This is a genomic window from Desulforamulus aeronauticus DSM 10349, assembly GCF_900142375.1.
Taxonomy (GTDB): domain Bacteria; phylum Bacillota; class Desulfotomaculia; order Desulfotomaculales; family Desulfotomaculaceae; genus Desulfotomaculum; species Desulfotomaculum aeronauticum.
Genome location: NZ_FRAR01000017.1, coordinates 67,605 through 92,774, shown reverse-complemented (window position 1 = coordinate 92,774; position 25,170 = coordinate 67,605). Strand labels below are relative to the sequence as shown.

Annotated in this window: 20 protein-coding genes; all 20 read right to left on the bottom strand. The window is 43.1% G+C overall.

The window, feature by feature from the left end:
* Nucleotides 1–6 precede the first annotated feature (6 nt).
* The 20 genes from BUA78_RS11600 to BUA78_RS11510 all read right to left on the bottom strand — a co-directional run bounded on the left by BUA78_RS11600 (nucleotide 7) and on the right by BUA78_RS11510 (nucleotide 25,164).
* The gene (locus tag BUA78_RS11600) at nucleotides 7–705 is read right to left on the bottom strand and encodes a DUF4956 domain-containing protein (RefSeq protein WP_072914623.1); all 699 of its coding nucleotides are present in this window, start codon (nucleotides 703–705) and stop codon (nucleotides 7–9) included.
* A gap of 24 nt (nucleotides 706–729) precedes the next feature.
* A complete protein-coding gene (locus BUA78_RS11595; protein ID WP_072914622.1) occupies nucleotides 730–1,410 on the bottom strand; it encodes a polyphosphate polymerase domain-containing protein in 681 nt (226 codons plus the stop codon).
* Nucleotides 1,411–1,586: 176 nt separating this feature from the next.
* Nucleotides 1,587–2,993, bottom strand: coding sequence for a HAMP domain-containing sensor histidine kinase (locus BUA78_RS11590; protein ID WP_072914703.1), 1,407 nt, complete (start codon nucleotides 2,991–2,993; stop codon nucleotides 1,587–1,589).
* Complete coding sequence (locus BUA78_RS11585) at nucleotides 2,983–3,669, bottom strand: response regulator transcription factor (RefSeq protein ID WP_072914619.1); 687 nt, start codon at nucleotides 3,667–3,669, stop codon at nucleotides 2,983–2,985. Before BUA78_RS11585 ends, BUA78_RS11590 begins: the two co-directional genes overlap by 11 nt.
* A 225-nt stretch (nucleotides 3,670–3,894) precedes the next feature.
* Nucleotides 3,895–4,584, bottom strand: a complete 690-nt coding sequence (locus BUA78_RS20655; protein ID WP_072914617.1) for a CAP domain-containing protein — start codon at nucleotides 4,582–4,584, stop codon at nucleotides 3,895–3,897.
* Between the two features lie 227 nt (nucleotides 4,585–4,811).
* Nucleotides 4,812–5,126, bottom strand: a complete 315-nt coding sequence (locus BUA78_RS11575) for a hypothetical protein (protein WP_072914614.1) — start codon at nucleotides 5,124–5,126, stop codon at nucleotides 4,812–4,814.
* Between the two features lie 871 nt (nucleotides 5,127–5,997).
* Nucleotides 5,998–6,783, bottom strand: coding sequence for an REP-associated tyrosine transposase (locus tag BUA78_RS11570; protein WP_072914612.1), 786 nt, complete (start codon nucleotides 6,781–6,783; stop codon nucleotides 5,998–6,000).
* Nucleotides 6,784–6,969: 186 nt separating this feature from the next.
* Nucleotides 6,970–8,415, bottom strand: a complete 1,446-nt coding sequence (locus tag BUA78_RS11565; protein WP_072914609.1) for an amino acid permease — start codon at nucleotides 8,413–8,415, stop codon at nucleotides 6,970–6,972.
* An 837-nt stretch (nucleotides 8,416–9,252) separates the two neighbouring features.
* Entirely contained in the window at nucleotides 9,253–10,524 is a 1,272-nt protein-coding gene (locus BUA78_RS11560) for a (Fe-S)-binding protein (protein WP_072914606.1), read from the bottom strand.
* Nucleotides 10,525–10,538: 14 nt separating this feature from the next.
* A complete protein-coding gene (locus tag BUA78_RS11555; RefSeq protein WP_072914604.1) occupies nucleotides 10,539–11,918 on the bottom strand; it encodes an FAD-binding oxidoreductase in 1,380 nt (459 codons plus the stop codon).
* A 295-nt stretch (nucleotides 11,919–12,213) separates the two neighbouring features.
* Nucleotides 12,214–12,678: a YaiI/YqxD family protein gene (locus tag BUA78_RS11550; protein WP_139257350.1), complete on the bottom strand. Its 465-nt coding sequence runs from the start codon at nucleotides 12,676–12,678 to the stop codon at nucleotides 12,214–12,216.
* A 19-nt stretch (nucleotides 12,679–12,697) separates the two neighbouring features.
* The gene (locus BUA78_RS11545; protein WP_072914599.1) at nucleotides 12,698–14,581 is read right to left on the bottom strand and encodes a cell division protein FtsA; all 1,884 of its coding nucleotides are present in this window, start codon (nucleotides 14,579–14,581) and stop codon (nucleotides 12,698–12,700) included.
* A 117-nt stretch (nucleotides 14,582–14,698) separates the two neighbouring features.
* Entirely contained in the window at nucleotides 14,699–16,327 is a 1,629-nt protein-coding gene (gene hcp / locus BUA78_RS11540) for a hydroxylamine reductase (protein ID WP_072914596.1), read from the bottom strand.
* Nucleotides 16,328–16,623: 296 nt separating this feature from the next.
* Entirely contained in the window at nucleotides 16,624–18,183 is a 1,560-nt protein-coding gene (locus BUA78_RS11535) for a methyl-accepting chemotaxis protein (protein ID WP_072914593.1), read from the bottom strand.
* 298 nt (nucleotides 18,184–18,481) lie between these two features.
* Nucleotides 18,482–19,876: a sigma-54-dependent transcriptional regulator gene (locus BUA78_RS11530; protein ID WP_072914592.1), complete on the bottom strand. Its 1,395-nt coding sequence runs from the start codon at nucleotides 19,874–19,876 to the stop codon at nucleotides 18,482–18,484.
* Nucleotides 19,877–19,879: 3 nt separating this feature from the next.
* The gene (locus BUA78_RS20250; protein ID WP_175549012.1) at nucleotides 19,880–20,053 is read right to left on the bottom strand and encodes a hypothetical protein; all 174 of its coding nucleotides are present in this window, start codon (nucleotides 20,051–20,053) and stop codon (nucleotides 19,880–19,882) included.
* A gap of 4 nt (nucleotides 20,054–20,057) precedes the next feature.
* Nucleotides 20,058–22,070: a hybrid sensor histidine kinase/response regulator gene (locus tag BUA78_RS11525; RefSeq protein WP_072914589.1), complete on the bottom strand. Its 2,013-nt coding sequence runs from the start codon at nucleotides 22,068–22,070 to the stop codon at nucleotides 20,058–20,060.
* 193 nt (nucleotides 22,071–22,263) lie between these two features.
* Nucleotides 22,264–22,587: a ferredoxin family protein gene (locus tag BUA78_RS11520; RefSeq protein ID WP_139257348.1), complete on the bottom strand. Its 324-nt coding sequence runs from the start codon at nucleotides 22,585–22,587 to the stop codon at nucleotides 22,264–22,266.
* On the bottom strand, nucleotides 22,587–23,882 hold the full coding sequence (locus BUA78_RS11515) for an FAD-dependent oxidoreductase (RefSeq protein ID WP_072914585.1): 1,296 nt from the start codon (nucleotides 23,880–23,882) through the stop codon (nucleotides 22,587–22,589). Before BUA78_RS11515 ends, BUA78_RS11520 begins: the two co-directional genes overlap by 1 nt.
* Nucleotides 23,875–25,164, bottom strand: a complete 1,290-nt coding sequence (locus BUA78_RS11510; RefSeq protein WP_072914582.1) for an electron transfer flavoprotein subunit alpha — start codon at nucleotides 25,162–25,164, stop codon at nucleotides 23,875–23,877. The genes BUA78_RS11515 and BUA78_RS11510 overlap by 8 nt, the downstream gene beginning before the upstream one ends.
* Nucleotides 25,165–25,170 lie beyond the last annotated feature (6 nt).

Below are 25,170 nucleotides of genomic sequence, written 5' to 3'. Positions count from 1 at the left end.
AGATCATTATACGGCAAGCTCACCGTTATAACTTACCAGCACAACATCATTGACACCCTCTATGGCCGAAAGCTCATGGACAAAACTTGTATTTTCATTGTTTAAGCGGACTTCCACGGTAAGTTCTATGCCCTGATTAGCGCGGACTGCTTTCGTTTTTATATTCATTCGTTTCACATGCTGGCGAAGTTTCTCCAAAAGAGACTCTTCTGCCACTGAATTGGTACAATTAACCACGATCATATAAGGAATCTCACTCATGGTTTTTCTAGTAAAAACTATGAGCATTAATCCGACAACCAGAGAACCAACGATGGCTAAAAGATACAAACCTGCACCTGTAACAATCCCGCCGGCTATGGCCCAGAACAAAAACACGATATCAATGGGGTCTTTAACAGCCGTCCTAAACCTTACAATACTAAGGGCCCCAACCATACCCAGGGAAAGTACAATATTGGAAGTCACTCCCATGATGATCAGGGTAGTGATCATTGACATGGCCAGCAGAGAAATATTAAAGTTTCTTGAATACATCACACCGTTAAAGGTTTTCTTGTAAACTGCATAAATAAACAAACCAATGAAAAAGGAAATCAGCAGTGTCAAAGAGATATCTACCACAGAAAAATCCGTTACTGCGTTTTTAAGAAAGTTGTTTTTAAATATATCTGAAAAGTTAAACGTCTGTGGACTATTATTCACTTTCAATACCCCCAATTGTTGATTTTATCTATATCGCCGGCACAGAACATATTTGGAAAAGGCTCCTTTCTGCCGGCTGTCTAATTTTATTAAATTACTGATATGAGCAGGCAAAAAGCTGTCATATTTAATCTCTAGAATGGAGTTACCGTTATCCATAGCACTGGTTAGGGGAAGTTCAAAATTTAAAAAATCAATCGACGCAATCCCTGTTTTAAGATTGCTGTCAATGGTTATTCTCACCCGTCCAGGGTTCCAGACGTAGGCCTCACGATTGTACTGTACAATGGTTTTTGGCTTAAACAAGCCTGTTCTCATCTTAATGTAAAGCTGCTTGCATACCGCTTCCGACCTTTCTATTAAAAAATCGTAGTTACCCCGTAAAAGGCTTTGGCATTCCTCTCTGGTAAGTCTTGCACTTTCCTTATAGCCAACACCATTGTTTTTTACCTTCTTTTCCAGTTTGATAACCGAAGCAAAGCTATCGTAAGTCCGTATTCTAAATTTTTCACGGTATTTAACACCCGCTAATTTTTCCTTTACAGCAGTGTCGTTGTCATCGTCAAAATAAATACTCCTTACTACATAGCTCCCATTTGGTCCCGTATGCCCATCTCTTTTTAGTCCGTGGGACAATCTACTAGAGAGCATTACTCTATCAAAGGCACTAATACCCATCTTTATTTCATGTCGAAATTGAACCATCAAATTCACCTCCCAGACTGTCAAAGTAATCTAATGTGTAGCTACAACATTTGTAATGATAACGGTTGAAGATGTCTGTTTTATGTCAAAATTACTTTGAAAATGTGGAAAATCATGAAAAAACGATATTACCAATTGGCAATATCGCTTCGTGGGTTTGTTACTATAAAAATAGCTTATACCGTAAGAACGAGTGTAAAGGTTGTACCCTCGGAAGAACTATTTTTGAGAATAAGATCCCCTCCTAGGGCCTTGGCCAGAGTCTTACTGAAAGAAAGTCCCAATCCTAGCCCCCTCACTTTATCTTTTTTTGCTTTGCCTCTAAAGAACTTTTCAAAAATCAATGGTTGTTCCTCTTCGGGGATACCTGCTCCATTATCCGTAACATCAAGGTAAATATTTTTATCCTGCCGATAAACGGTCAGATCTATTTTCCCACCAGCAACAAAAACTTGTTTTGCATTGTTAAATAAGTTATAAAGAATTTGCTGGAGCCTCATTGCATCGGTATCAACCATTAGTTGTTCGTCCCTAAATAGGGTGTTGATAACAATCCTATCATCCTCCTGGCCAATTAACCATTGATGCGTAATTTCTTGAATAAGCTTTTGTACGTTATGGCGTTCTTTATGGATACTAATGTCCCCAATGACAAAGGAGTTAAAATCCAATAGATCTTCAACCATATGTTGAAGTCTCATGGTCTCTTTTAAGCTTATACTCAAAAACTCCTTGGCTTCCTCTGCAGTAACTACTTCATCTTTTACAGCCTGGATAAGCCCGCTAATAGAGGCCACTGGCGTCTTTAATTCGTGAGTTACCCCCGCCAGTAATTCAGTACGCATCCTTTCCATTTGGCGCAATCGTTCTGCCATTTCCTTAAAGGAACGAATCAATTCATATATTTCTTGTTCTTTGGTACTTTCATGCAATTGGATATTATAATCGCCGGTCACAATTCTTTTTGCGGCATCAGCCACATCTTTGATAGGCTTAGCTAAGCTCTTCGTAAGCAAGTATATGATCCCCCAACCAAGTAACCCCAGACCCACTAGCATGAACACCAATAGCTGAAATTCCTCTTGGCTACGAGGGGGCTCTCTTACCGGGTGTAGAATCATCACACTGCCAAGAACCTTAGTATTGTTTTTTATTTCCTGTTTAAAGAAATAAAAATCCCCCTCTGTCTGCAAAGTAAATTTTTCAACATCCTTTTCATTTTCCATTAACAGCGAAGTAACTTCTAATAACTCCCTTGGGGGTAAAAAGGGGGTACTGAATAAGAGGTTTCTGTTCGTGTCCATAATCACTAAAAAAAGATTTTTATCCAAACCTAAAAATCGCTGAAGTCTATCAATCTCCCTTGGCAAAGTAGGGTCAATTCTTATTTTTCCTTCAGAGGTAGCCGTGCTTTCTGCTATTTCTGTTGCTAGTAACCTAATACTTTCTATTCTTTTTTGCCTAGCATTATATTGAATAAAAAGACTAGAAATAATGCCCAAAATGAGTAAGCCAAAGCACAGTGTAATAAGATACCGGGTTGTCCAATATTGTAGAAGTGGTACTCGTCTATTACTTTTCATAAACACAGAATTGATACCCCAATCCTCGTAGCGTTTTGAGTTCTCCTTCAGACAAAGGCCAGTTCTGCAATATTTTTCTGATTCTTTTCATAGATAAGTCCACTGCCCGATCACTTCCTTCATAGTCTATTCCCCACACCTGCTCAATGAGCTGTTCTCGGGTAAAGGTTTGATTGGGATGACGGGCTAAAAACAAAAGAACCGCTAAATCCCGGGGAATTAAGGGTAATTCCAGACCATGAAGGTAGATTGTGTGAGCCTTGAAATCAATCCTTAAACTACCAAAATGCGTAGTTTCCCGGTCCTCAAGAATTTGTACGGAACGTCTTAAAACCGCCTCTACCCGAGCAACTACTTCTTCAGCCAGGAACGGCTTTGTGATATAATCGTCTGCTCCCTGACGTAACCCTTCCACTTTTTGTTTAAGTTGCCCCAGGGCGGTAAGCATAATCACAGGGCAGGAACTTCTATCGCGAATATATTTTAGAATACTCCATCCATCCATACCCGGTAACATAATATCTAACATAACCAGAGCAGGATTAAAATCGGTAAACTTCTGAACTGCCTCTTCGCCATTAAAGGCCTGTTCTACCTGATAATTTGCTTTTGTTAAATATGCCTTCAATACCATTGAAATAGCCACTTCATCTTCAACAACGAGTATTTTTTTCACTTTAATCACCTGATTCAAGTACTTTCATTTATTGCTAATGCCAATTTTCCTTTTTAAGTTTATCATAGGGCACAATTTATATACTCCTCAATTGATATAGAATAATACTATACTATGTCGGGGATATGTCCTACTATCCTTTAGTTCCTTTTTTAAAATTTTTATACTTTCCTCTATATGAAAAAAAGACACCTGCTCCTTGCACAGGTGTCTTTTGTAAGTTAACTAATCAGTATACATTTGCACATACATTTTGCCGTAAGAACCACCGTTAATCACGCCAACACCAACCTTGGTATATTCGGCTTTTAAAATGTTAGCCTTATGAGTAGGTGAATTCATGAGACTTTTATGGGCGGTGTTCACATCGGGAGAACCAGCCAAATTCTCGCCCGCATAGCGGTAGGAAATACCGGCACTCTTCATTTGATCAAAGGGAGAGCCATAAGTAGGAGAGGTATGGCCAAAATAATTGTTGGTAATCATATCCTGTGCTTTTAAGCGAGCTTGCTCTGTTAAAGCGGCGTCGTATGATAACGGCTGCAATCCTGCTGCCTTGCGTTCCTGGTTAATTAAGTTCACCATAGCCTGCTCGTCCGATACATTAACATTGCTGGGTTGAGTTGGTTGGCTTGGTTGAGTTGGTTGAGTTGGCTGAGTTGGCTGGGTTGGCTGAGTTGGTTGGGTTGGCTGAGTTGGTTGGGTTGGTTTTTGGTAATTGCTATAATTCGGTGTGTAATTATTATAAACTGTAGTATTTCCAATAGTTCCGGTATAGTTGCTATAGTTGGGTTGATAGCTGCCATAGTTGTATGTAGCAGCTTCAGCGGAGCCATTGCCAGGTGCCATTAAAGCCAGTGCCAAAACAAAGGTCCCGATCATTAAACCAGTAACATTCTTAATAATATTTTTCATAATTCGCCCCTTTTGTGACTTTCGCCACTGAATTCTTAATGCTTTTTTACACTCTAGAGAAAAGTGTGAAAAAGGCACCTGCTTCTTTTCGCAGGTGCCTCAGCAATCGGTCACATACACCTTGCCCGTAAAAATCCAGTCTTGATGTACTCAAATAGTACCTTTTGAGTTGGTAAATACAAGAGATTTTTATGGGCAATGTGTACGTCGGAAGAACCAGCTAGCTCTTATTTATATGAAGATAGGATATTCTTCACCTGATCGAAAGAATAACAAGAGTTAGATGATCCTGATGCTTTGTATTGCTGGCTAATCTTATTAACCATAGATTGTAAGTTTGATGCATTAACTTTGCTAGCTGTCGTAGTGGTAGTATTTTGGCAATTACTGTAATTCGTATAAACAGCAGAATTTCCAGTAGGACAATTGTAGTAGCTATAGGTAGCGGCATCAGCCGAGCCAACACCCGGTGCCGTTAAAGCCATTGCAAAAGCGAAAGTCCCTACCATTAAACCAGCTGCCTTTTTCGTAATACTTTTCATAATCTGCCCCCTTGTTCATTTTTGTGGCTTTCGCCACTGATTTCTTACGCTTTTTATAGTAAATCTTTTATATTTATATGACAAACATACATATACTATCTAAGATACTTTGCGCCGCAAGTAACTTGGCGATCAAAGTTTATAATTAAATATTCTTTAAATAACTACCTAATGGAAAAATTATGAGCAAGCAAGTAGAGTAATCCTGCTCTAGAGAGAACAGTTTTTTCTTTTAAGTATAGTAGGAGTTTCTTTAGGCAGTACTTGGGAACTGAATCTATCAAATAAATATAAAAAAACTCTTAGGCTTGAAACATCAAGGTTTTTCAGGTATCCATTGAGCCATTGTTTTAATCCTCTCGACACCTCCTAACGATAACTACTGTTTTAGTTTTGTGATATTGTTAGTTGTCTTTTCCTTTAAACTTGAATCCAATTCATTTGGGATAAAGTACTAATAATGTGTAAAATTAACAGGAAAAAAGACTTTATTAATCCTTCAACTCCTGCAGCCTAAATACCAAAAGACACCCTCTATCGCCTTTTTCGGCTTAGAGGGTGTCGAGGGGACGGTTCTTTTGACACCATCCCTTTTGGCTTATCTGCCTACCTCATTTTCTGCACAATCCCTCTATTCAACCCTAATAAATTAGCTATGGCCCTAACAGATAGCCGAGTGTTCGTCTTAAGTTCTATGATGATTTCTCTACGGCTATCTTTATTATCCATCAACTCTTCTATACTTTTCCCCCTCCATCTTTTCGTCAGATATTCTTCCAAATAAGATTTGGCTTCTTCAATTGTCCAGATGTTACCTTCTTCTATTGTCGAGGGGACGTTCTTTTGACACCATTCCTTCTTGCTTATCTGCCTACCTCATTTTCTGCACAATCCCTCTATTCAACCCTAATAAATTAGCTATGGCCCTAACAGATAGCCGAGTGTTCGTCTTAAGTTCTATGATGATTTCTCTACGGCTATCTTTATGATCCATCAACTCTTCTATACTTTTCCCCCTCCATCTTTTCGTCAGATATTCTTCCAAATAAGATTTGGCTTCTTCAATTGTCCAGATGTTACCTTCTTCTATATCGAGAAACTCACTTTCGTCCTTCTCAATTGAAAACTTTTTGAATTCCTGTATTGCCTTTTTCTGATCATTTGCCATTAAGGATAAGATAAATGCTGTATCTACCATCTTTGCTTCTGGCCTATGTGGATTCAGGTAACTGCCGTAACTGCTCCATTTGTATTGCTCTGGTTTTTCAACCATCCCTGCTTTAAGCGGATTGTTATGAATGTATCGAAGAACAGATAGTAAGTAGCGTTCCTCATCTATAGGTTCACTTTTGAAACGATCTTGAAAAAGATGCCCTGTCCTGCGGTTTTTTTGGTTGAAGTAGTAGACATAGCTGACATTAATTCGCTTCATTATCGTTGCCAGCCCTTCTATTGATTCTCTGACCAACAGATGAACATGATTATCCATAAGGCAATAAGCAAAAATAAGAAAACCTGTCTCTTCCTTCTTAGTATTCAGTATCTCAATAAACTTCTGTTTGTCTTCCTCATCCAGAAATAGGTTCTTCCTTTCATTTCCCCGGATCATTACATGATAGGTTCCATTTTCACTTAGTATCCGCTGGTGTCTAGGCATAGCTTTCCCTCCTTTATCCACTATCCGCCAAAATGGCTATCCTTATTTTAACTCTCCAGTAGCTCCGTGTCAAAAGAACCGTCCCCTTGACACACCCTTGACACAAAAAAAGACTCCCGCTATCGCCTGTTTCGGCTTGCGGGAGTCTTTTGGCCCTGCTTTCGCTAGGTTGTTATTGTAAACTTATTATTTTACAAACACATCCTCGTACTTGATCCGGGCTACCTCCAGGGGCTTTAACTTGTAGCCCCAAATTTTATACCATATAATGGGGAAAATCAGTAGCGGCAAACCAATATATAAGGATATGCGCAGATCTTCATTAAAGGCGATGATTCCTAGACAAGCCACTTGCACCCAGATAGCAAAGTGAGTGAGATATGGGAAAAAAGGCGTACGGTACTTTAGTGTACTGATGTCAAAGCCCTCCCTTTCTAGCTTGCGGCGGAAGTTTAGCTGGGACCAACAGATGGAAATCCAAGCGATGGCTCCGGCAAAACCGGATAGTGCCAGTAAATACGTAAAAATAATTTCACTTGAATCAAAGGTATAGGCCAGCACACAAATCCAGCAACCGGCAATAGAAAGTAGCGTGGCATTTTGAGGAACACCGTTCTTATTTAATTTGCCTAAAAACTTCGGAGCCATTCCTTCCCGGGCCAAGGCATATACCGCCCTGGTACCGCCGTATAGACCGGAATTAGAACAGGAAATAGCTGCTGTCAGAACCACAAAGGAGAACAACCCGCCTGCCCAGTGAAATCCATAAGCATTTAGCGCGGCGGCAAAAACACTTTCCTCTAGTCCTGCATTACCCCAGGGAAAAATACATACCAGTAAAAACAGTGGCACAATGTAGAGAGCAATAATACGCCAGGTTACATTTTTAATGGCTAGAGGGATGGTTTTTTCCGGTTCTTTACTTTCCCCGGCAGCCAGACCGATAATTTCTGAGCCCTGAAAATTAACCAGAATAATGACCATAGTCAAAAGAATCGCCCAGGACCCCTTCGGAGCAAAACCACCATTACCCAGCAAATGGGTAGTACCTTTGAAGCCTTCTGTTCCTCCAATAACTCCCAGGAAAATTAGAGCTGCAAAAACCACAAACATAATAATTGCCATAATCTTAATAATAGCCAGCCAAAACTCCAATTCCCCGAAGGTACCAACATAAGATAAGTTAATAACCGTAATAATTAAACCAAATCCTATAGCCCAATACAGCGTATCTACGGCCGGAAAAAAGTTATTCATAATAATGCCCGCTGCAATCATTTCCGCCGGTACATAAAACACCCAGGTCAACCAGTAAGACCATCCCATGCCACAGGCCCAGGCCGGTGAAATAAAATCATTGGCATAGGTAACAAAGGAACCAGAAATGGGAATAGCTACGGCCAACTCACCCATACACAACATGACGCAAAGTACAATTAAACCGCCTAACAAATAAGCTAACGTAGCAGCCGGGCCTGCAGAATCGATAACATACCCGGTTCCAAGAAAATACCCGCTGCCGATTATGCCGCCCAATGCTATCAGTTGCAGGTGTCTGGATTTAAGCCCCCTCTGTAGTCCTCCATCGGTGGTCGGTCCACCCGGTGCTAAATCGCTCTCTTTTACTGACATGAACCATTCTCCTTCCGTGGCCTGACTTTTGTCAGGCAATCGTGTTTCGTTATAACACCCCCGAATTTTTTAACCACCCACCAGCAGAGGAAACAGGATGACAAGATCCCTTCTCGCAGGGTTTACGATGGTTCTGCCTTTTTACCGTTTACTACCATCATAGCGACAAACTTTCTGGTAATTTCCAATGAGCCGGGCTCACAACGGTGGCATTTTCCGAAAGGTTAAACCATATTGGCTCGCCTTGTTGATGGTAAGGGAATAACGGGTGAGCGGTTCCCGTGGTTCCACTTTAACCATGTCGGGCGATTAGACCAACCCCTGTTCTGCCTATTTGGCAGGGTGGTGGTTTAACACTTCCTTAAATAGTTCCTCTAGAATTTGTCTATCCCTAGAGTTCTCATTTGGCAGACAATCGATAAATATTCGACATGACAGGCAATCTTCCTGCATAGTGTAACCTTCTCTTAGATAAAAATTTTTAGAAAAACTTAGCTTGCATAAAGTGCTTGACGTAGACGTACCCTGAAGGGCATAACCTAAAGGTCACAGGCAGGTAAGCCTTAGTTTTCTATCCTGATAAACCTTAATTCCACCCTCCGTTCGTCAAGTATACCCACAAGGGGCATAAGGCTGTCTTGACGCCCCGCAAATCGTCCGCTATGGATAATACCATTATCACCTTCTAATGAAGCCAAATTTAGTTAGCATGGATGTCCTCGTCAAAATAAAAAGTTTGTACTAAGAGGAAAGCAAACAGGTCGTCAACCTTGAAAAAAGGTTGACGACCTGTCATAACATACCACGAGTCCTGGTTGTTAGTCGTTAGCTCGTTAACTATTTAGCATTTCGATAGGCCTGCTGTACCACTTCAATAACATGCATTACTTTATGCGGTAGGTTCCCCTGGGCTAAACCATCTTCAATCTGCATCCGGCATGAACCGCAGCCGGTTACCACCACATGGGTATCGGTGCTCTTAATATCAGCTACCTTTTTCTTGAGGATTTGGTAGGATACATCATAATTCGTTAGGCTGAAGGAGCCGGCACCACCACAGCAACGATTCGGTTGGGCCAGTGGCCGATAGGTAATACCGGGTAATTTCGTCAGCATTTCCAGGGGCTGGCGGGTTAAACCCATCCCCCTGCCAATGTGGCAAGGTTCGTGGTAAGTAAAGGTAATCGGTACATTCCCTAACTTACTGAAATCCACCTGCAGATCATCCACCAGGTATTCGGAAATATCACGTATTTTACTGGCCACCGCCTTGGCTTTGGCTAGGTAGACTGGGTCATCGGCCAATAGTTCAACATATTTTTGTTCAAAGGTACCGCCACAGGTGCCACAAACAGTAATAATCGCTTCCACATCTAACTTGCTAAAAATATCCACGTGGGATTTGGCCATGGCCTTACCGGTTTCAATATCACCGTTGATCGTGGCGGGAGCTCCACAACAGTGCTGATCTTTAGGAATGATCACATCTACACCGTTATGGTTTAGCACTTCTACCACCGCTTTGCCCACGTTGGTATAAATATAGTTGGTAACGCAGCCAGTAAAGAACGCTACTTTTCTCCGGGAGTTTGCCGCCTTGTTGATTTCCGGTAGTTCAGCCCGCAGTGGCTTATCCGCCAGAGAGGGTATTACCCGGCGCATCTCCAGACCAATGGGAAAACGGGGACTCATACCGGAAGCATTTTTCCGAAAGGCCAAACCTTGGAAAGTGCTGCCCAGGCGAAGACCAAAGTCAAACAACGCGGGTTTGCGAAGCACATTAAAGGCAGCCTTCTTGGCAAAGGGCAGCATATTCTGTCTGGCTAGTTCTGCTCTGGCTGCCATGATAATTTTATGAGCTTTTACACCGCAGGGACAGTTCTCGGAACAGGCCTGGCACTGCAGACAGAGATCAAATTTTTTATATAACTCAGGAGTGTATTTTGCTTGTCCTTTAAGAATTTTGGCTGCCAGTTGAATCTTACCTCTGGCTACCCCGGACTCAGCGAGAATCTCCTTGTAAACCGGGCAGACAGCTTGGCAGTTACCGCACTTCATACATTTAATAATCTCTTCTTCAATATCCTTGATGTTATCGTAAATGGCCATTATCTGCCCCTCCTTTAGCCCATCATTTTGCCGGGGTTTAGTAAATTCTCAGGGTCTAGTGCACGTTTCACTTTTCGCATTACTTCGACACCCTGCTCACCAAATTCCATCGGTAGGTATTTGGCCTTCGCCATACCGATACCATGTTCACCACTGATCGTACCACCCAATTCTAAGGCAGTTTTAAAGATTTCATCCACTGCTGCGTGAACCCGTTTCATTTCCTCTGTGTTACGTTCATCAGTGAGAATGGTGGGATGCAAATTACCATCCCCGGCATGACCAAAGGTGCCAATGGTAAGATCATATTTCTTGGCTATATTCTGCAGGATTACCAGCATTTCAGTTAATTTGCTGCGGGGAACCGTAGCATCCTCCAAAACCGTGGTGGGTTTCATCTGAGCCAAAGCCGGCAGTGCGGCACGGCGGGCAGCCCACAGACCATCACGTTCTTTGTCATCCTGGGCTACTTTAATTTTACCTTTGTTCTTCTCTACTACCTTGACCACCGTGGCAGCCTCACGTTCTACCACCTCGGGAATGCCGTCTACTTCGATAAGCAGCACAGCTTCTGCATCGGTGGGCAGACCCACTTTGGCAAAGTTTTCTACGGTACGAATAGTAACCTGATCCATAATTTCCATAGTGGCAGGAATAACCTTGTTACGTACAATCTCGGTTACGGAATTGCCAGCATCCTCTAATTTATCAAAAGAAGCCAGCATCGATTTCCTGGTTTCTGGGGCAGGAATAAGTTTGACCGTGATCTCAGTGATAATCCCCAGTGTACCTTCGGCACCTGTAAATAGCTTTACCATATCATAGGCAGTTACATTTTTCACGGTCTTGCCACCAAATCGAACCACCGTACCGTCGATCATGACAACTTCTAAACCCATCACATAATTCTTGGTTACCCCATACTTTAAGCCTCTGAGACCACCGGAGCATTCAGAAACACTGCCACCCATGGTTGCAGTGGCCACAGTGCCGGGATCGGGAGGGTAAATTAAACCGTGGGGAGCCACAGCTACGTTGAGGTCATTAATTATTACACCGGGCTGTACCACTGCCACCAGATTGTCTGCATCCACTTCCAGGATTTGGCTCATTTTTTGGGTTCTCATGACCATCCCACCCTGCAAGGGGATGGTATCACCGCACAGATTGGTACCAGAACCTCTAGGATAAACGGGCATTTTGTACTGGTTAGCAACTTTTAAAATTTCCGCTACGTCGTTGGTACTGGTAGGAGTTACTACAACATCTGGCAACTGGCTGGGCATATCAGCCGTTGCATCAAAAGAATAGCAAACCAATTCCTCATGCTCCGTAATAACATTTTCTTTGCCAATTGCTTTGATCAATGCTTCAATTGCTAGCGCCTTCGTCATTAAGAAATCCCTCCATAATGATTAGTCTTGTGTTTTATGGTATGCTGGTCAGACCTATTAAGACAGACAGAACATTCGACATATTAAGCATCATCTTCGACAAAAATTTCTGAATTCCCTGCCCGAAATAAAAAAGAAAAATCATTAAGTAACATAAGTAAATATATTTAGAAATAAGGATATATTCAGAATTATGTTAACATATGACCATAGCAAAAACTACCCCAAATTAATTCAAGACATAGTACATTTTACCATTCGGCAGAAAATATTTCTGTCGCCTAATGTATAGAAATCATGGTTGTTTTTTGACCTTTTCCATTTGCTCATGAAGTACTCCCTTCAGCTGACTTTCAAATTGCATATCATCTCCGGTCGTTCGCTTCCGGGGTCCTTTGGTTCTCCCGCCTGCTCTCCGATACTTTGCTTTGGCTTCCCTTTCCTCTAAAAGAAAGTCGATGGTTTCTTCCCTGAAAATTTTTCCCCAGGGAGAAATGGCACCGGCACCCTTGGCCAAGACCATGGCCGCCAGACCCCAGTCCTGTGTAATGACGATATCTCCGCGATTTACTAAATTCATAATTTGAATATCTGCTTCCTGAGATGAATTGCCAACTGTAATATGATGGAGTGACTTAATCTGGTGGTTAAAGCTAGCCACTGTCCAAACTTCCACCCCCCATTCACTACCAACCGTTTGTGCCATAGCCAGTACTGTCTTGGGGCAAGCATCCGCATCAATAATAATTTTATACGCCATTTTTTCTCCCTTAATCAAATTAAGATATTTCTATCTCATCACCGTTCTGGAGTACCTCAGTATACTCTGCATCAGTGCCATTTCTTTTAATTTTAACGCTACCATTAAATGAAGCTATATCTAAATCATAGTAGTTAAAGACATCTATTAAAATATATTCTTTCTTATCGTCCATGGTAATAGTTTGCCCGTTAACAGTTACCTCCAGGGTAGTATATTTCGGAGTTGATCTTTTCTCTTGCTTTGCTGCCGGAGCAAAATCTTTGACTGCGGCAGTTTCCCCATTGTTCCACCACACAATCTCCAGGCTATCCCCTGTAGTAAGGCTGCTATTTGATGCAGCAGGCTCGCCATTTAGCGTGCAGACGAGTTTTTGGTTGTCTAGTTTATCTATTTCCATCATCCCCGAAAGAACATCCGCCACCGTGGCCACCGCATTCCTACCATTTACTGCTTTCTCGACGAAAATAATGTCCCCGTCTTTAATGATTGTTTGTAGGTTGGCCGGGTGTCCATTCACTGTGATCCTCGCTGGTTTGGCTAATTCACCAAAAATGGTTTTGGCTTTGCCATTAAGCGTAAAGGACACATCTTTGCCATTTTTACCAATGAGTTCACGTGGATTAAACTCCAGTAAGCCTAAGGCCTGAAGCACACTTAACTGCTTGGTGTTAAACAGAGTAAAGGGCTTCCCATTGACAGTTACTGTCACAAAATTTTGTCCCAACTTTTTATAGGACAAAGTGGCAATACCGATAACAGTGACCCCTTCGGGACCGTTCAGCTCTTTTTTCTTGTTGTTCATGAGGTAGTTAATATTGGAGCGATTTCTAATGACCACTCGCTGTTGTGCCAAGTTTAGCTTCCGGGCGATTCTGTCCACCAGTGTCGGGATCTGAGAACCACCCCCTACACACAGAACAGATTTTGGCGGTACCTGGCCATTTAGTTCCCAGATATGTTGAGTTATTTCCTGGGCCAATTTTTCCAGGGCTGGTTCTATAAGCTGTAGTATTTGTTCACAGGAAGCCTTCACCTGCAGACCAAGAATATCCTGATACTCTATATCCTTCCCCAAGTGTAAATGCCGTTTAATGGTCTCCGCAGTCATAAAATCAACCATCAATGCTTCCACAATCAGTTCGGTAATTTGATCCCCGGCAATAGGCACCATACCGTAGGCCGCGATGGTGCCATCTCGGGCAATGGCAATATCCGAGGTGCCCGCGCCCACATCAACCAAGGCCAGATTCAGCAGACGCAGTTGATCCGGGATCACAACCTCACAGGCAGCGATGGGTTCTAAGGTTAGATAGTGTTGCTCCAGGCCAACCCGTGCTAAAACAGCATGCAAGCTGTTTACCACCGAAACAGGCAAAAAAGTGGCTAGGACTTCTGCCCCAATTTTTTTACCACGGTGGCCTTCCAGATTGTTAATTGGGAAATCGTCCAAATAATATCTAACTACGCTGTGCCCTACGCAAAAAAACTTTTCCTTGCCACCCCCAGTTGGCTCCTGTTCCACCATTTCCTGAGCTCTCTGCACTCCCAATAGTTCCAGAGCATTGATCACTATGGAGTCAATCTCAAGTTCCTCCGTTGTATCTTGTTCTACCTGGTAACGTATGGTTTTTAAAGAGCGGCCGGCAGCGGCAATGGCCACTTGATGGAGTTTTATTTTAAGTTTCTTTTCAAGCTGTTCCTTCACCCTTTGCACTGCCTGAGCAACCTTGGGGATATCGTGTATTTGACCATTCAGCATAGCTCGGCTCTGATGTTCCACCATAGACTGGGCCAGTAGTTTAATATTCCCCTCTGAAAAGGTTGCCACAACCCCAATAACTGTTCTGGTGCCAATGTCTAAAGCAAAAATTGTGTTATTTTCATCAAATAGTTTGGCCATGCATTAAACCTCGCATCCTATTTCCTTTTTGTGGTTTGTTCGACAATTTGTAATTATATCCCTTCTTCTAGAAGGCAAAAAAAGAGGACTTCCGCAGAAGCCCTCCGTGTATTAATCCTATTTGTTTAAAATAGCAGCCAGATCTTCTTCCGGGGTGCTGATGGGTTTAATATCAAAGTTCTTCACTAATACGTCCAGCACGTTAGGGGTGATGAAAGCCGGTAAGCTGGGCCCCAAGCGAATGTCCTTAATCCCCAAGTAAAGTAGGGTCAGTAAGATGGCTACAGCTTTTTGTTCATACCAGGATAGTACCAGAGACAATGGCAGATCATTGACACCACATTCAAAGGCATTCGCCAAGGCCACGGCAATTTGAATAGCCGAGTAGGCATCGTTACACTGACCAACATCCAGGAGACGAGGAATACCGCCGATATCACCTAACTTCTTGTCGAAGAAGCGGAATTTACCGCAGGCCAGGGTTAGGATAATGGTGTCTTGAGGGGTCTTTTCAACAAACTCGCTATAGTAGTTACGTCCAACCTTGGCACCGTCGCAACCGCCTACCAGGAAGAAGTGCTTGATATCACCACTCTTCACAGCCTCAATGACTTTACCGGCCACACTCATCACGGTGTTGCGGGCAAAGCCCACCATAACACTGCCCTTATCTTCATCTTCTAGAAAACCGGGCATGGCCAGGGCACGTTCGATCACTGGGCCAAATTCTCCGTTTTTCACATGCTGGGCACCGGGCCAACCTACCAAGCCGGTGGTGAAAATGTTATCCATGTAAGCCTGGGGATCTTGGATGCAGTTGGTAGTCATCAAAATGGCACCGGGGAAAGCAGCAAATTCTTTCTTTTGATTCTGCCAGGCAGTACCATAATGTCCGTAAAAATGCTTGTACTTTTTCAGTTCGGGATAACCGTGAGTGGGCAACATTTCACCGTGGGTGTATACATAAATCCCCTTACCCTCGGTTTGTTGCAAAAGATTGTCTAAATCCTGCAGGTCGTGTCCGGAAATTAAGATGCTTTTACCTGCTTTATGGCCCAGAGGAACTTCGGTGGGCACAGGATGACCATATTTACCGGTATTGGCAGCATCCAATAATTCCATCGCGCGCAGGTTAATTTCACCACATTTGAGAACTAAACCAACCCAATCATTGAGTCCCAGTTCTTTATTGGTGAGAGCTGCCATGCCTTCATAAAGGAAGGCATAAATAATATCATCTTCTTGACCCAAAATACGGGCGTGATCAGCATAGGCAGAAACACCCTTGATGCCGTAAACCAAAATTTGCTGCAATGATTGGATATCGGCATCGGCATCGTGGTCATTGACCAAGCCAACTTCCTCACCTTGTTTAACTAAATCGGCTAGGTCAGCCGCTGGCTGGAAGCTGGCGGAGGGATCGGCAAAGTTCACATTGCCGCCAGCCTCAGCCACTTTTTTCTTCATCTCTTCCCGATAGCTAACGCATTGATTAATGAGTGTGACAAAGCGAGCAGCATCAAAATTTACGTTGGTTAAAGTGCTAAAAATAGCCTCTGCTGTAAAGCGACCTGCTTCTCGATCTGAAATGCCCAGTTTATTCCCTTCCTTGGCGTAAAGAGCCAGCCCCTTCACAGCATGCAGCAGCAAATCCTGCAGAGCTGCCACTTCAGGCTTTTTTCCACACACCCCAACAACAGTACAACCGGTACCCTTTGCAGTCTGTTCACATTGATTACAAAACAATTGAACAACCTCCTTTTAATTTTTATCACCAAAGGAATTCATTACTTAGTTAAAAGAAATAAGGTCTATTAATCATTCTTGGAATATCTAGATATTCCTACTTACAAAAAAGTTAATATTCTTACAATTGTATTAAAATCAAAACTTGTCATAGATATGAGAAACTAGCTGTTATTTCCATTAAATCTATAGTATAAGATTTGCATCATAAAAAAAGTGATCCACATCACTTTTCGTGAAAAAAGATCACTTTTTTTTATATTTTACTATAGTTTCATTCATGATTGATGCTTGGTTTAGACTTTAAATCTATGCACCATTTCATTTAAGTCACTGGCCATTTTCGTTAAATGCTCTGTAGAGGCTGTTACTTCTTCTATGGAGGCGGATTGTTCTTCTGTGGTACTGGCTACATTTTGGATGCCTTCAGAAATTTGATCGGAGGCCACCGCTACACTGCGAATTTGTTGAGCCAATTTTTCAATCGACTCAATAATGACATGAAACTTTTGACCAACCTCTCCCACCACCAGCAAACCTTCTTTCACCTGTTCGTTACCGTTAGACATAGCCTCCACTGCTCTCTTAGACTCAACCTGAACCCGTCCAATCATTTGGCTGATATCTTTCGCAGCAACGGCAGACTTTTCTGCCAGCTTCCTTACTTCTTCTGCCACCACAGCAAAACCCTTTCCTTGTTCGCCAGCTCGGGCAGCTTCTATGGCGGCATTGAGGGCCAACAGATTGGTCTGATCCGCAATATTGGTAATTAGCTCCACGATTTGGTTAACCTGCTGTAACGTCTGAGAAAGAGCTTCAATGACGCTGGCAGCCTCATCGCTAGAGGAGGCAATTACCGCCATCTGCCGGGTTACTTGCTCTGATCCCTGGTAACCCAGTTCGGCTTCTCGGGCAGTCTTTTCCGATAAACCAGCTACTTCCTGGGCATTGCCCGCCACTTCCTCGACCGTGGCCGCGATCTCGGTTACATTACCGGCTGTCTGGGTGGCGCCGGCAGAAGTCTGTTGGGTCTGGGCAGCCAAACCTAAGGCCGCATCATTTAGTTGCTCCGAGGAGTCCTTGAGTTTTAAGATCACCCCGACAAAATTTTCTCGCATTTTATTAAGGGCCGCAGCCATTTGGCCTATTTCATCCGCTGATGATGCAGTGATCTCCTTCCGAAAATCCCCGTTCGCATACTCAGCCGAAGCCTGAGTTACATTAGAAAGGGCTTTTTCAATGGGTTTGGCAATAAAATAGGCTATGACGGCCCCTAAAAGAATAGCAACCCCCAGTAACAACAGTAATTGTTTTTCTATCTTTTTCTCTATGGCTGCTACATGCAAAGTATCTTCATGAATACTTTCTTCCTGCATTTCCGTAAATTTATTAATTTCAGTAAGAGACTTGGCATGAACCGGTGCTGCAATGTTTATCAAATAATTAACAGAAGCTTTCTGACCCTCTTCTTGATAGAGCTTAAACATGACCGGCGGCATAGGGTCAAACTCACCCATAACCTGTTTTACTTGTTTCAGTCTCTCTCGATGTTCTTCAGTTTCAATCGTTTTTTCTAAAATTGCCAGTTGCTCGTCTGTTTTCTCCTTTGCCTCATGATAATCGTTTTGAAACTTGGCATCTCCACTGGCCAAATAGCCCCGCAAACTAGCAGCCTGTTTCATATGGTTCAGGGCTAACCTTTGGCTGGCTATGGTGACCGGTATTCTCTGTTCAGCCAAAGTATTCATTTCACTCTTTATCTGACCCAGTTGATAATAAGTAATTCCCACCATAACAGTCATCAACAACAATACAGAAACAAACCCCAGCCATATTTTAGTTCCTATTTTTTTCATGTATACTCTCTCCTATCCTAGCCATCAATCCGTTACCCCGACACCGTTAATCCTTTCTAAGCGGCAAATTAGCTATGCTATCCTTACTGGCCGCTAATGGCCTTCACTAAATCCTTTGGCATTTTGCTAAACCCATTCATGTTCTTCACCTCACACTATTCAAAAGTAGCAATTTTAATGCCAATGGAAATATTGCCTGACAAAAAAGCAAAAATCCCTATCAATACAGCAAAAAAGGAAGCCTATTTAGACTACAGGCTTCCTCTAGCTATGTATAAATTTTCTCATAATAATACAGTTATTGTTTTATTTTGCGATATAAAGTCGCTCGACTAATTTCCAGTGCCTCAGCGGCTAAGGAAATATTCCCTTTAAAGTAGGCTAGCGTTTTTTGAATAAACTCCCTTTCAATTTCATGTAACGGTTTAGGAACAAAGTCATTCTCTGAAAAACCCTTACCGCTGTCGAACCCTGTTTCTGGTGTCTTGTTATTTTCTAAACCCTTTGGGTTTTCCACCACATTAAGAATGTTTTTAGGGATACTGGGAGCATCTATTACACCCTGCAAATCCTCGGCAACCATTTTTTGAATCACATTATATAGTTCTCTTATATTGCCATACCATGGATAGGACTTTAAAATCTCTATTGCCAGTTCCGTGAAAACAGGGACTTTAGTCAAATGATAATCCGCAGCAATTTGCCTGGCAAAGCTCTTAATAAACTCTGGAATATCCTCAGTTCTTTCTCTTAGCGGAGGTATTTCCAATCTTACTACGTTAAGGCGGTAATACAAGTCTTCTCGAAATTTATTCTGTTGAACCAGTTTTTCAATAGGAGAGTTGGTAGCCGTAATAATTCTAACATCCGTAAGGATCGGTTTTTCCCCACCAAGTCTCACAAATATACCGGTTTCCAATACTCGCAACAACTTAACCTGAATTGACTGACTGGCTTCGCCTAGTTCATCAAAAAAGAGCGTTCCTTTGTCTGCCAATTCAAAGATACCCTTTCTGATGGAGGTAGATCCGGTAAAAGCTCCTTTTTCATGGCCGAATAGTTCACTTTCCAATAGGTTCTCATGAAAGGAACCACAGTTGACGGGGATAAATATATTGTTGCAGCGGTCACTGGCAGCATGAATAAATCTAGCCAATACCTCTTTACCTGTCCCGGTCTCACCGGTGATTAATACGCTGATCTTCTTCTTGGCAATCCGATAGGCACTGGTGATCAGTTGCCGCATAGCAAAGCTATCACCGATAGCCATATTCACTTGCTTAGCAACTTTTTTTATCTGCTTATACTCCAGACTCGTATTATCATCTTCCCTACTGTCTATCGCACCTTGTATTAACTTGTAAATATCCTCTAAGGACGTAAAGGGTTTTTCTATATAATTATAGGCCCCTTGCCCAATAGCCTGTACCGCAGTTTTTACGGAACCATAACCAGTCATTAAAATGCAGCGGCAGGCAGGCTGTAAAGTTCTAATATGGTTTAATAATTCCATACCGGTACCATCAGGTAGTCTTAAATCGATTAAAGCCACTTGATATTGTTTTAGGGCCAGCTCCCAACGGGCAGATTGTATATCTCCCGTAACGGTAACATCATACTGGCTGCCCAGCATCTTTTTAAATAAACTTTGTATTTGCTGTTCATCGTCAACAACCAGCACATGAACTGACATACCTTACCTCTCCTGACGTAGAGAATTTAATAACCCCTGCATTTTCCTACAGGCCTCCAATATTTCTCTCGCCTCTTCCAGGCCCTGCTTTAATTGAATTAATTCCGCATTGCCTTGTATAACGGTAATCAGATTGTTGAGAGCATGAATAACAGCCTTATCCTTAGTAGAGGTCAAAGTATCATTCCTTCACATTGTTGTTTACCTTTGTTAAAACTGCCTGTAGGATCTCACTTAGCTCCTGAATCTTATAAGGTTTGGTAACAGCTCCAGCAAAACCATATTTCTTGTAATCGTCCATAATTGGATCGGAAGAATACCCGCTGGAAACAACGGCTTTTACATCCGGATTAATGTGCAATAACTTTTGCAGAGCTTCCCTACCCCCCATTCCTCCTGGAACAGTTAAATCCATAATGACTACATCAAAGGATTGCCCCGACTCCGCGGCCCTTTGATACAATGCAATAGCTTCTGCACCATCCTTAGCTAAAACAGTTTTAAAACCAATAAAATTTAACATTCTGCCCAAAACACTTCTTACCGGCTCTTCATCGTCCATCACAAGAACTTTTCCTTGGCTTGGTAAAATATCTTCCTTTTTAATGGGCGTAACAGTTCTCTCCGAGATTGCCGGAAGATAAACGGTAAAGGTTGTGCCAATCCCTGGTTCCGACTCCACTTGAATATGGCCACCATGATTTTTAATGATGGTATAGCTGGTAGCTAAACCCAGACCACTCCCTGTCGGTTTCGTCGTAAAATATGGGTCAAATATCCTCTGAAAATATTCCTTGGCGATGCCTTCTCCCCGATCACGCAAGGAAATTGCTACATATTTTCCTTCCCCAAGGGGATATCTTTCGCTTAACAGGATATTTGCACAGGTAACCTCAATGACACCACCCAGGGGCATTGCCTGCACAGCATTAATCACCAAATTTTGCATAACCTGGCTGATTTGTCCCTTATCAACAGTAACCATCCACAGATCACTTGGCATTGAGTAATAGCAAGAAATGTTGGAGCCCCGCAGAGCAAAATCAGTGGTTTCTTTTATTAACTCAGCCACCGAAGCGGTCTTTTTTACGGGCGCACCGCCCCCCCTGGCAAAGGTGAGTAATTGCTGGGTGAGAACGCCGGCTCGCAGAGCTGCCTGTTCGGATTCGTGAATGATTTGATAAGCTTCAGTGTTATCTGCTGTTTGAACTTTTAAGAGAGACAAATTTCCCAAAATAGCTGTTAAGATGTTATTAAAATCATGGGCGATACCCCCGGCCAGCAAGCTTAAAGCTTCTATTTTATTAGCCTTAAGGATTTCTGCCTTTGCCCTCTGTTCTTGGGTAATATCTCGAAATACCAGTACCACACCAACAACCTGATTGTTACTGTCAAAAATAGGTGCTGCAGACTGTTGAATAATTTTTTCGGTACCGTCTTTAGCCCGCAATATAGCAGTTTGATTAAGATCTACCCCGGTCCGAAGAACCTTTTCTACAAGGTTGTAAGTATTTTGGCGTGTTTTTTCATCTAGGGTACCGCATACTTTGACAACGGGTTTGCCGATGGCTATCTCTTGTGACCAACCGGTTAGTTGCTCAGCTACTTTATTCATTACAACAATAGTACCGGCGATGTCTGTGGTGATAACCCCATCCCCAATGGAGCGTAGTGTTACAGCCAAGCTTTCCTTTTCAGCAGCTTGGGCCTCTTCGGTCTGTTTTCTTACCGTGATATCACGAATAATACTTAATAGAACAGATTCTCCGCCAATCATCGCTCCGATGGAGCTAACCTCCACGGGAAAGGTTTTTCCCTGTTTAGAACGATGCATTGTTTCAAACGCAATGCCATTCCTGGCTGCGGTATCCATTTTTCTATTGACCTCTGTTCTGTCACCCCCGGACTGTAGCTCATAAATGGTTCTTGTTATTAATTCCTCTTTGGAATAACCATAGGTTTTGAGGGCTGAGGGATTGGCCTCCAATATTCGCCCATCCTGCTGCCGAATAAACAGGATACTTTCCCGGGCATGCTCAAAAAGAAACTGACAGGTTATTACGGTCAGTTCAGCTTTCTCTCGCTTCGTGATGTTACTTGCAGTGATGGTTTTCCGTAAGGTCACTAAATAGATAGTTATCAAAACAAGGATTGTAAAAATACCTGCTATTATAGATGGGTGGATCCCGTTCATTAATTCTCCCCTCAACAACCAGGCAATACATATTGAGAATTTTCAACCGCAACTGCATTAAATTATTTTCGACTATTTCTTGAAAAATTGCTAAAATCCCTTCTACCATTTGTCGAAACTTGCCCTTGCAATTTGTGTAGACAAACGAAACCTCTACCGAGTCCTTAGACGTTGGCAGAGGCTTCGTTTGTCCTTATGCTAATCTAAATTGTACACCATAGCCACCCCGGGGATAACGCCAGCGAATGTTTTGATGGGGGCAAGCAATCCGACAAGCACCGCATTCCAAACACCCTTCGTAGCCCACCGTGATGCGATCATCTCTCCATTCATAGACCTTGGCTGGGCAAAAGACCGTGCAGTCCTTACCGGGGCATTGCTCCAGACAAACGGCCGGATCAATAATTTCTAAGTGAGAATGATGATCGGGCTTCCAACGGTTTAAAAACAGCTTATCATCAATGTTAATCTCCGTTTTTAATTCACGAAGTTTTGTACTAAATTTATTATCTTTCATTATTTCATCGCCTTCCATGCATGATATAGGTCTTTTCCTACAGAATACAAGGAACTGTCCCGTAACAGGCGCTGCATAATCAATTTTTGCTTGTCCTTCTTGCTGGTTCCGTCCACTGTCAACATTTCGTGTAAAGCCATGTTGGTAGCGGGCAGATATTCATTAAAATACCTGGTATTGTTTTCAAACAGATGGGAGGAATCTTTATATTTCTTTAAGTCGTCGATAACAAAACTATTACGCAGGTCTTCCTCATATTGGGATAAGGAACGCGCATCAAATTCCCCTATTTGATGGGCTCGCAGTACAGCCTCTGCTGCCAGTCGACCGGAAGTCATGGCCAGGTTACTGCCTTCCCGATGAATACCGTTGACCAATTGGGCGGCATCTCCCACCACCAGCACACCGTTGCCGACCAACTTAGGGATAGCGTTATAGCCCCCCTCCGGGATTAAGTGGGCATAATACTCAACCGGCTCTGCGTTGCGAATAAAAGGACGTACTGCCGGATGTTTTTTTAGGTTTTCCAACAAGTCATAGGGTTTTACCCGGGCCTGTCTGATCTGGGAGAGCAATGCCCCCACACCAATGGAGATATGCTCCTTGTTGGTGTAGATGAAAGAGGTTCCTACCAACCCCAGCGTGCCGCCACCAAATATTTCAATGGTTGTCCCCATACCAGGGTCCAAATTAAAGCGATCCTCAATCACCTCGGAGGGAAGTTTCAGTTCTTCCATCACTGCCAGAGCTACTTGCTGGGGTTTCCACTCTTGGTGGAAGCCTAACTGCTTACCCAACAGGGAATTTACCCCATCCGCCAATACCACAACATTGGCATAGAGTTCTCCCTCCGGGCGGTTAGTACGCACCCCGACGACTCGGCCGTTTTCTAACAGACACTCTTCTACCACGGTCTCGTTAATAATCACGGCTCCGGCCTCAGTACATTTCCGGGCAAACCACTGGTCAAACTGACCCCGAAATACGGTAAAGCAGTTATAGGGTTCCCTGGCCCATTCCTGACCTTTGTAACCTGTGGAAACCACAGAATCGGTGTCCATGAACCAGAACCGTTGTTCCACCACGGGCCTTTCCAGAGGGGCTTCCTTCCAAAACTCCGGGATAAGTTCCTCCATCATGGACCGGTATAATACTCCGCCCATTACATTTTTAGCCCCGGGGTAGTCTCCACGTTCAATTACTACTACAGATAAGCCCCCCTGGGCCATTTTATAGGCAGCAGCCAAACCAGCTACACCAGCTCCCACAACAATGGCATCAAATTTCTCAGGCACAGCGAATCCCCCCTTTTTCTTTCAATTGTTCAATAAGCTTGGGTACAATTGTAAAAATATCTCCCACAACGCCGTAGGTACACTCTTTAAAGATCGGCGCATCGGGATCAGAATTGACAGCAATGATGATATCGGACCCTCTAATACCTACCAGATGTTGAATGGCTCCGGAAATACCCAGGGCAAAGTAAATTTTAGGTGCCACCGTAACACCGGTTTGCCCCACTTGGTATTTTTGCTCAATCCAACCAGCTTCCACAGCAGCTCGGGAACCTCCTACCTGGCCGCCAACGGCTTCAGCTAAACCAAAGCAGAGTTTCTGAAAACCTGCGCGATCCCCCAAACCACGGCCACCGGCCACAATAATGGCCGCTTCTTGAAGATTAACCTGCTCCCCGTGTTCCTTAACAATTTCTAGCACTTGAGTTAGCAGGTTATCCTCCTGTAATGTTACCTCCGGGGTTACCAATACACCCTGCCGTCCTGGGTTCGGAGTCATCATTTTCATTACCTTGGGACGCACCGTAGCCATTTGTGGGCGGTGGTTTTTGCACAGGATGGTGGCCATGATGTTACCACCAAAGGCAGGACGGGTAGCAAGCATGATCCTTTGCTTACCATCAATGTCTAAACCGGTACAATCTGCGGTTAAACCGGTGGCCAAATCGGTAGCCACAGCACCAGCTAAATCCCGACCCGTGGTGGTAGCACCCATTAAAATAATTTCCGGTGCATACCGCTTTACCAGTTCAACAAATACTTTCATGTAAGTTTCCGTTCTATAAAAATGCAGGACTGGGTGATCTACCAGGTAGACTTTATCAGCTCCATACTCGTAAAGCATATTTACCGAATCACTAACCCGGTCTCCTAACAGTACTCCACAAAGTTCCACATCCAGTTTTTTGGCCAACTGGTGTCCTGCTCCCAGCAATTCCAGGGAAACTGGGGCAACTACGCCCTCCCTTTGCTCTATAAACACCCAAACACCTTGGTAGTTAGCCAACTCACCGGTCAAACGAATCGCCGTTTCTAATGGTTCATCTACTGGCTGCATCTTTGTGGTGTCCTCTTTTGTTGCTTCCCCCACCACAGTTGCCGTAGGAAGTTTAGGTAATTCCAGAGCACTTACCGGACAAACATCCACGCACTGACCACACTCTGTACATTTATCTGCAATAACCTGGCATACTCCGTTATCATCCATATATAAAGCTTCCTGGGGACAAGCCGAAATACAAGCTTGGCAACCCATGCAAGCTGGAGATACTTTAACCGCCACATCGAT

Excerpts from the sequence above, each read along its gene's own strand:
- BUA78_RS11595 (WP_072914622.1), bottom strand. The coding sequence starts at position 1,410 with ATGGTTCAATTTCGACATGAAATAAAGATGGGTATTAGTGCCTTTGAT.
- BUA78_RS11550 (WP_139257350.1), bottom strand. The coding sequence starts at position 12,678 with ATGGCGTATAAAATTATTATTGATGCGGATGCTTGCCCCAAGACAGTA.
- BUA78_RS11545 (WP_072914599.1), bottom strand. The coding sequence starts at position 14,581 with ATGGCCAAACTATTTGATGAAAATAACACAATTTTTGCTTTAGACATT.
- BUA78_RS11560 (WP_072914606.1), bottom strand. The coding sequence starts at position 10,524 with ATGGCCATTTACGATAACATCAAGGATATTGAAGAAGAGATTATTAAA.
- BUA78_RS11520 (WP_139257348.1), bottom strand. The coding sequence starts at position 22,587 with ATGAAAGATAATAAATTTAGTACAAAACTTCGTGAATTAAAAACGGAG.
- BUA78_RS11575 (WP_072914614.1), bottom strand. The coding sequence starts at position 5,126 with ATGAAAAGTATTACGAAAAAGGCAGCTGGTTTAATGGTAGGGACTTTC.
- BUA78_RS11525 (WP_072914589.1), bottom strand. The coding sequence starts at position 22,070 with ATGAACGGGATCCACCCATCTATAATAGCAGGTATTTTTACAATCCTT.
- BUA78_RS11565 (WP_072914609.1), bottom strand. The coding sequence starts at position 8,415 with ATGTCAGTAAAAGAGAGCGATTTAGCACCGGGTGGACCGACCACCGAT.
- BUA78_RS11535 (WP_072914593.1), bottom strand. The coding sequence starts at position 18,183 with ATGAAAAAAATAGGAACTAAAATATGGCTGGGGTTTGTTTCTGTATTG.
- BUA78_RS11590 (WP_072914703.1), bottom strand. The coding sequence starts at position 2,993 with ATGAAAAGTAATAGACGAGTACCACTTCTACAATATTGGACAACCCGG.
- BUA78_RS11530 (WP_072914592.1), bottom strand. The coding sequence starts at position 19,876 with ATGTCAGTTCATGTGCTGGTTGTTGACGATGAACAGCAAATACAAAGT.
- BUA78_RS11555 (WP_072914604.1), bottom strand. The coding sequence starts at position 11,918 with ATGACGAAGGCGCTAGCAATTGAAGCATTGATCAAAGCAATTGGCAAA.
- BUA78_RS11570 (WP_072914612.1), bottom strand. The coding sequence starts at position 6,783 with ATGCCTAGACACCAGCGGATACTAAGTGAAAATGGAACCTATCATGTA.
- BUA78_RS20655 (WP_072914617.1), bottom strand. The coding sequence starts at position 4,584 with ATGAAAAATATTATTAAGAATGTTACTGGTTTAATGATCGGGACCTTT.